Here is a 5,629-nt window from a genome sequence, read left to right on the forward strand (position 1 = left end):
GCAATGCCGACCGCACCGAGACCCGCCGCGTGATCCAAAAACATGCCAGCCGCAAGGACAGCGCCGGCCATTTCGTCAACGACCGCGCATCGCGCAAGCCGCGCAGGACCAAAGCCGATGACGCGCAGTTGAAACTGGACCTGTAATGCCCAGGCAGCGCAAGAAAGCCGACCTGCCGACCAAGACCTGCGCAAAATGCGGGCTGCCGTTCACATGGCGCAAGAAGTGGGAAAAGGTTTGGGACGAGGTGCGGTACTGCTCGGACAGGTGCCGACGCGCGAAGGCAAAGCCGTAGGGTGTGTGCTTGCACGCACCGTGCTGCATCGGACAGGAGGATAGTGCGTGAGATCACGCACCCTACGGAAACAGGCGAAGATCATCGGTGACTTTCAAATAATCCGGAATACCGCTTTTGGTCAGATAACCTGACCAGCCCTGTTGCGGATCGGAAACTTTCTTTCTAATTGAGTACCGCAGTATACAGCGAGGGACCCACAGCCATGGCCAGCCGCATCGACCGTCACGGATTGCAGATCGACCAGACGCTTCTTGATTTCATCGAAGGGCAGGCGCTGCCCGGCACCGGCGTCGAGGCCGATGCGTTCTGGGATGCGCTGTCAAGACTGGCCCATGAATTCGGCCCGAAAAACGCCGCGCTCTTGAAGACGCGCGAAGACATTCAGACCAGGATCGACGAATGGCACATTCGCCACCGCAATCAGCCGCACGATCACGAGGCGTACAAAAGCTTCCTGTCCGAGATCGGCTACCTGCTGGATGAGGGCGACGATTTCGAGATAGAGACCCGGAACACCGACCCCGAGATCGCAACCGTTCCCGGCCCGCAATTGGTGGTGCCGATCACCAATGCGCGTTATGCGCTGAATGCCGCGAATGCCCGCTGGGGCAGCCTGTATGACGGCTTCTACGGCACCGATGCGATGGGCACGCCCGCGCCGAAAGGCGGCTATGACAAGGGCCGTGGCGCCCGCGTCGTGGCGCGTGCCCGCGTGTTCCTTGACGAAGCCTTCCCGATCGAAGGCGGCAGCCATGCCGACGCGCGTCGCTATTACGTGCATGATGGCGCGCTGCTTGTCGACGACATGCCCCTGGTGCAGCCGGAAAAGTTCATTGGCTACAAGGGCCATCCCAAGGCCCCCGACGCCGTGCTGCTGCGCAACAATGCCCTGCATGTCGAACTGGTCTTCGACCGGACGCATTTCATCGGCAGCCGCGATCAGGCGGGGCTTGCCGATGTGCGTCTTGAAAGCGCCATCAGCGCGATCATGGATTGCGAGGATTCGGTCGCCTGCGTCGATGCCGAGGACAAGTCGCTGGCCTATGCCAACTGGCTGGGCCTGATGAAGGGCGATCTGCAGGACAGCTTCGAGAAGGGCGGCCAGACCGTCACCCGCGCCTTGAACCCCGACCTGACCTACACCGCGGCGGACGGCAAAGGCGAGGTGACGATCAAGGGCCGCGCGCTGATGCTGGTGCGCAATGTCGGCCACCTGATGACCAACCCGGCGATCCTGCTGAAGGACGGATCCGAAATTTTCGAAGGCCTGATGGACGCGATGATCACCGCGCTGATCGCCAAGCACGATCTGCAAAAGACCGAAGGCCTGCGCAATTCGCATCATGGCTCGGTCTATGTGGTCAAACCCAAGATGCACGGTCCGGATGAGGTTGCCTTTGCCGACGAGACCTTCAGCTTTGTCGAACAGGCGCTGGGCCTGCCGCAATACACCGTCAAGCTGGGCATCATGGACGAGGAACGCCGCACCAGCGTCAACCTCAAGCAATGCATCCGCGCCGCCAAGCATCGTGTGGCCTTTATCAACACCGGGTTCCTCGACCGCACCGGCGACGAGATTCACACCTCGATGGAAGCAGGCCCTTTCTCCCGCAAGGATTTCATCAAGCGCAAGGCCTGGATCGGTGGCTACGAAAACCGCAATGTCGATATCGGGCTGGAATGTGGCCTGAGCGGCAAGGCGCAGATCGGCAAGGGCATGTGGGCCATGCCCGACATGATGGCCGCGATGCTGGAGCAGAAGATCGAACACCCGAAATCCGGCGCCAATTGCGCGTGGGTGCCTTCGCCCACGGCAGCCACGCTGCACGCGCTGCATTATCACAAGGTCGATGTCTTCGCGGTGCAGGACAAGCTGCGCCGCGGCGGACGTCGCGCGCATGTGGACACGATCCTCGATATCCCGATGGCGGCGTTCCAGAAATGGTCGAAAGACCAGATCGCCCGCGAGGTGGAAAACAACGCGCAAGGCATTCTGGGCTATGTGGTTCGTTGGGTCGATCAGGGTGTCGGATGCTCAAAGGTGCCGGACATCAACGATGTGGGCCTGATGGAAGACCGCGCGACCTGCCGGATCTCGGCGCAGCACATCGCCAACTGGCTGCACCACGGGTTGGTGTTGAAAGACGACGTGATGGAGATCCTGCAACGCATGGCGGCTGTGGTGGACGACCAGAACGCGGGCGATCCGGCCTACAGGCCGATGGCACCGGGGTTCGACAGCATCGCCTTCAACGCGGCCTGCGATCTGGTGTTCGAAGGGCGCGTGCAGCCGTCCGGCTATACCGAGCCCGTTCTGCACAAGCGCCGTCTGGAACTGAAAGCCGCGAGCTGAGACCTGCGTTTCGGTCAACCGAAACGAACGATGCGTTACCGCATCGTGGCCCGGCGAAAACACACAGGCCGGGCCACATTTGCATTTGCGCCTCAAATGCCTTCTGTGTAGAGAGACGTTAGGCACCCATAGCTCAGCTGGATAGAGTGTCGCCCTCCGAAGGCGAAGGTCGTAGGTTCGAATCCTACTGGGTGCGCCACTTCCCCCCAAATTTCGCGTTTTTCTGCCCTTGGTCGGTACCGCTGGCCCCTGCTTTTCGACGTCTTGAGAGTCAGAGGCGGGCAGGGAGGGCCGTGACGGGTTGAAGGCTGGAGGAGAGGCCTCCGGCGCCCGTCGCGGAGGTTCCCCAATGAATACCGAAATTATCGATGCCGGGCGTGATATCAGCGGCGGCTACAAGGTGGATGTGTCGCGCGGCACGAATGTGGACCGCGTGTCGTCGGAGTGGTTCTCGCGACCGGATGACGAGCGGTATCTGTCACTCGACGATCTGTTCGCCTCGGTCAAGGGCCGGGCGGAGCGGAGCCGGACGCAGACGGTCGAGAGCGCCGCGATCCGGGTCGAGGCGCATCGGGACAACCCGGAAAAGCTGGGGCTGGTCCTGCCCGGTGCGGATGAACCCATCGCGCCGACGCATTGGTCCTTTGGCCAGCTCTCGAGCCTCGTCGGTGCGCCCGCCGCCTATCTGCGCCAACTGCCCGCGCCGTTGGCGGGGATCAACCTGCAATACGGGCTGACCAACCACCGTGCCGAACAGATCAAGACGCTGGAAACCGGAGATGGACGCACCGAACTGCGTGCCGTGACCGGGCCTGACTATGGCCGCATCTACGATCACGAGTTGGTCTCTGCGGTTCAACGCATCGCGGGCAACGGCACGGGCGACACGCGCTGGAAGGTGCCGGGCGTGCTCGACTGGTCGACCGGCATCTACAACCCGCGCGTGGACGTGACGAAGGAGACGACGACGCTCTACGCCTCGGACCGCGACGTCTTCCTGTTCCTCGTCGACGATCTGAACCCGATCGAGGCGGGGCTGCTGCCCGACGGCTCGCCCGACCTCTATTTCCGGGGGGTTCTATTGCTGGAATTCGGAGGTGGGGGCGAAAACGCTCGGCATCGCGAGCTTCTACCTGCGGGCGGTCTGCCAGAACCGCAACCTTTGGGGTGTCGAGGACTTCCAGGAGATCACGATCCGGCACTCGAAATACGCCGCCTCCCGCTTTGCCCACGAGGCCGTCCCGGCGCTCAGCCGCTTCGCCGAGTCCTCGCCCGCGCCCTTCATCGACGGCATCCGGGCAGCGCGGGACAAGATCGTCGCGCGGTCGGACGAGGACCGTCAGGACTTCCTGCGCAAGCGCGGATTCTCGAAGGCGGAGACGGGGCGGATCGTCGAGACGGTGCTTGGCCGAGGAAGGCCGTCCGCCCGAGAGCGTGTTCGACTTCGTTCAGGGGATCACGGCGGTGGCTCGGGCAAAGCAGCAGCAGGATGCGCGGTTGGTGATGGAGGGCAAGGCGAAGGCGTTGTTGGAGAAGGTCATTTAGGCTAGTTTAGTCGAAGGAACGTGATGTAGACGACTGAAAGTATCGACCTCGCACTTACCAGCTTTCAACTGACGTTGGAGCAAGCCTGTTAATGATCTTCACCGCTACTTTCGCCGTCGTCCATTGGATTCAGTGAGCTTTGATGAATCTTCTAATTGACGCTCGTAGATAGAACGAGTCTGAAGAATTATGTGGCGCGCAAAATTCCTCGAGGACCAATTCACGACAGTACCGTTATACTTTTCGGTATACGATTGCTCCGCATCCCTCGTTGCCTCGCCATATATTCCATCTATCTCGCCCGGCGAAACCCCTGCAGCCTTAAGGCACAATTGCCTAGCCTTCCAAACGTCTCTTTCGTGCTCACTATTATCAAATGTCTGAGTTACAAGCAAAGCGACGGCATTATCTTCAGCCTCAAAAACATCTGAGAAACCAATCTCCCCAACGGTACACACGTACATGTTTTCGTAGACATGATTCATATACTCAATTCTTGCCATATCAGACCAAAATGCCGTGGCCGCGTAGATAATGAGCGGACCAAATACGGCAGCTAGAGTCGCATTGTTTGAAAGAATATCAATTTTGATCAGCGTCTTTTTTCCAAGGCTGCCCGAATATAGCCCTGCAGTTTCAAATGATATTCTAATCTCGAGTTGATCTAATTCTTTCAGTAGTATGGAAAATTCGCTGGGCGCGCCTCTGCGAACATCAAAGCTCTCAAGTATTGTAGCTTGAACGTCGAGCAACCCACTTGTTGTATCAGCTTGAATCTGTATTAGATCAAGTATGCTGGGTGCGCTGGGTGCAAGCGACAGTTCTTTTATCAATTGCAATAGCATTGCAAATAGAACACTTCGTTCACTGGTAGAAATTATTTTCTCTTGATCTGATCTAACAATTGGCACCGCTCGACTCGTTTCAACTAGCGTTGAGAACATCGAACCATTAACTCTTACAATTGAACCTACGTCCGTTATCGTCGCCATAAGTCTAAATCCACGTCCAAAATATACTTCACTATCACGGTAGCACTGCATTCATCTGCATAGAAGAAGGAAGTTTGGTTCGAAACACACCTTAACTACGGTGCGTTGCAGCTACCAAGCATAAACTTGATAGAGGTTTCCCAGAGTGAGAGGTTGGCCGGGTTTTTCGTGACGGGTTTGGAGGTCGAGAGAGTGGCTCCCGGCTGGCCCGTCCGGAGATATCCCGATGACCAAGCAACAGAAAATCACCCTCAGCGCCTCGCGCGACATTCCCTTCAACAAGCTGATGCTCAGCCAGTCGAACGTGCGCCACGTCAAGGCGGGCGTGTCGATCGAGGAACTGGCCGAGGACATCGCGCGGCGGACGCTGCTCAGCTCCATCACCGTGCGGCCCGTGCTGGACGACAGCGGCGCCGAGACCGGCATGTACACGATCCCCGC

At 58.9% G+C, this 5,629-nt stretch carries 3 protein-coding genes, 1 tRNA gene and 2 pseudogenes; 5 read left to right on the forward strand and 1 reads right to left on the reverse strand.

The genetic code is table 11. The features are described 5' to 3' along the window. Positions 1–145: 145 nt before the first annotated feature. The 4 genes and pseudogenes from LCF60_RS23140 (at position 146) to LCF60_RS23155 (ending at position 4,196) form a co-directional block, all read left to right on the forward strand. Positions 146–295, forward strand: coding sequence for a DUF2256 domain-containing protein (locus LCF60_RS23140; RefSeq protein ID WP_292294897.1), 150 nt, complete (start codon positions 146–148; stop codon positions 293–295). Positions 296–500: 205 nt separating this feature from the next. Further along, the gene (locus LCF60_RS23145; RefSeq protein ID WP_292294898.1) at positions 501–2,651 is read left to right on the forward strand and encodes a malate synthase G; all 2,151 of its coding nucleotides are present in this window, start codon (positions 501–503) and stop codon (positions 2,649–2,651) included. Positions 2,652–2,773: 122 nt separating this feature from the next. Further along, a tRNA-Arg gene (locus LCF60_RS23150) sits at positions 2,774–2,850 on the forward strand. 150 nt (positions 2,851–3,000) lie between these two features. Then, positions 3,001–4,196, forward strand: a pseudogene (locus LCF60_RS23155) (DUF932 domain-containing protein). Between the two features lie 104 nt (positions 4,197–4,300). Here the strand turns inward: LCF60_RS23155 and LCF60_RS23160 are convergent. Further along, complete coding sequence (locus tag LCF60_RS23160) at positions 4,301–5,188, reverse strand: hypothetical protein (protein ID WP_292294899.1); 888 nt, start codon at positions 5,186–5,188, stop codon at positions 4,301–4,303. 226 nt (positions 5,189–5,414) lie between these two features. Between LCF60_RS23160 and LCF60_RS23165 the strand changes: the two are divergent. After that, positions 5,415–5,629, forward strand: a pseudogene (locus tag LCF60_RS23165) (DNA-binding protein); the annotation flags it as partial.

Origin of the sequence: Marivita sp., from assembly GCF_020055635.1 — a bacterium.
Classification (GTDB): Bacteria; Pseudomonadota; Alphaproteobacteria; order Rhodobacterales; family Rhodobacteraceae; genus Marivita.

Excerpts from the sequence above, each read along its gene's own strand:
- LCF60_RS23140 (WP_292294897.1), top strand. The coding sequence starts at position 146 with ATGCCCAGGCAGCGCAAGAAAGCCGACCTGCCGACCAAGACCTGCGCA.
- LCF60_RS23145 (WP_292294898.1), top strand. The coding sequence starts at position 501 with ATGGCCAGCCGCATCGACCGTCACGGATTGCAGATCGACCAGACGCTT.
- LCF60_RS23160 (WP_292294899.1), bottom strand. The coding sequence starts at position 5,188 with ATGGCGACGATAACGGACGTAGGTTCAATTGTAAGAGTTAATGGTTCG.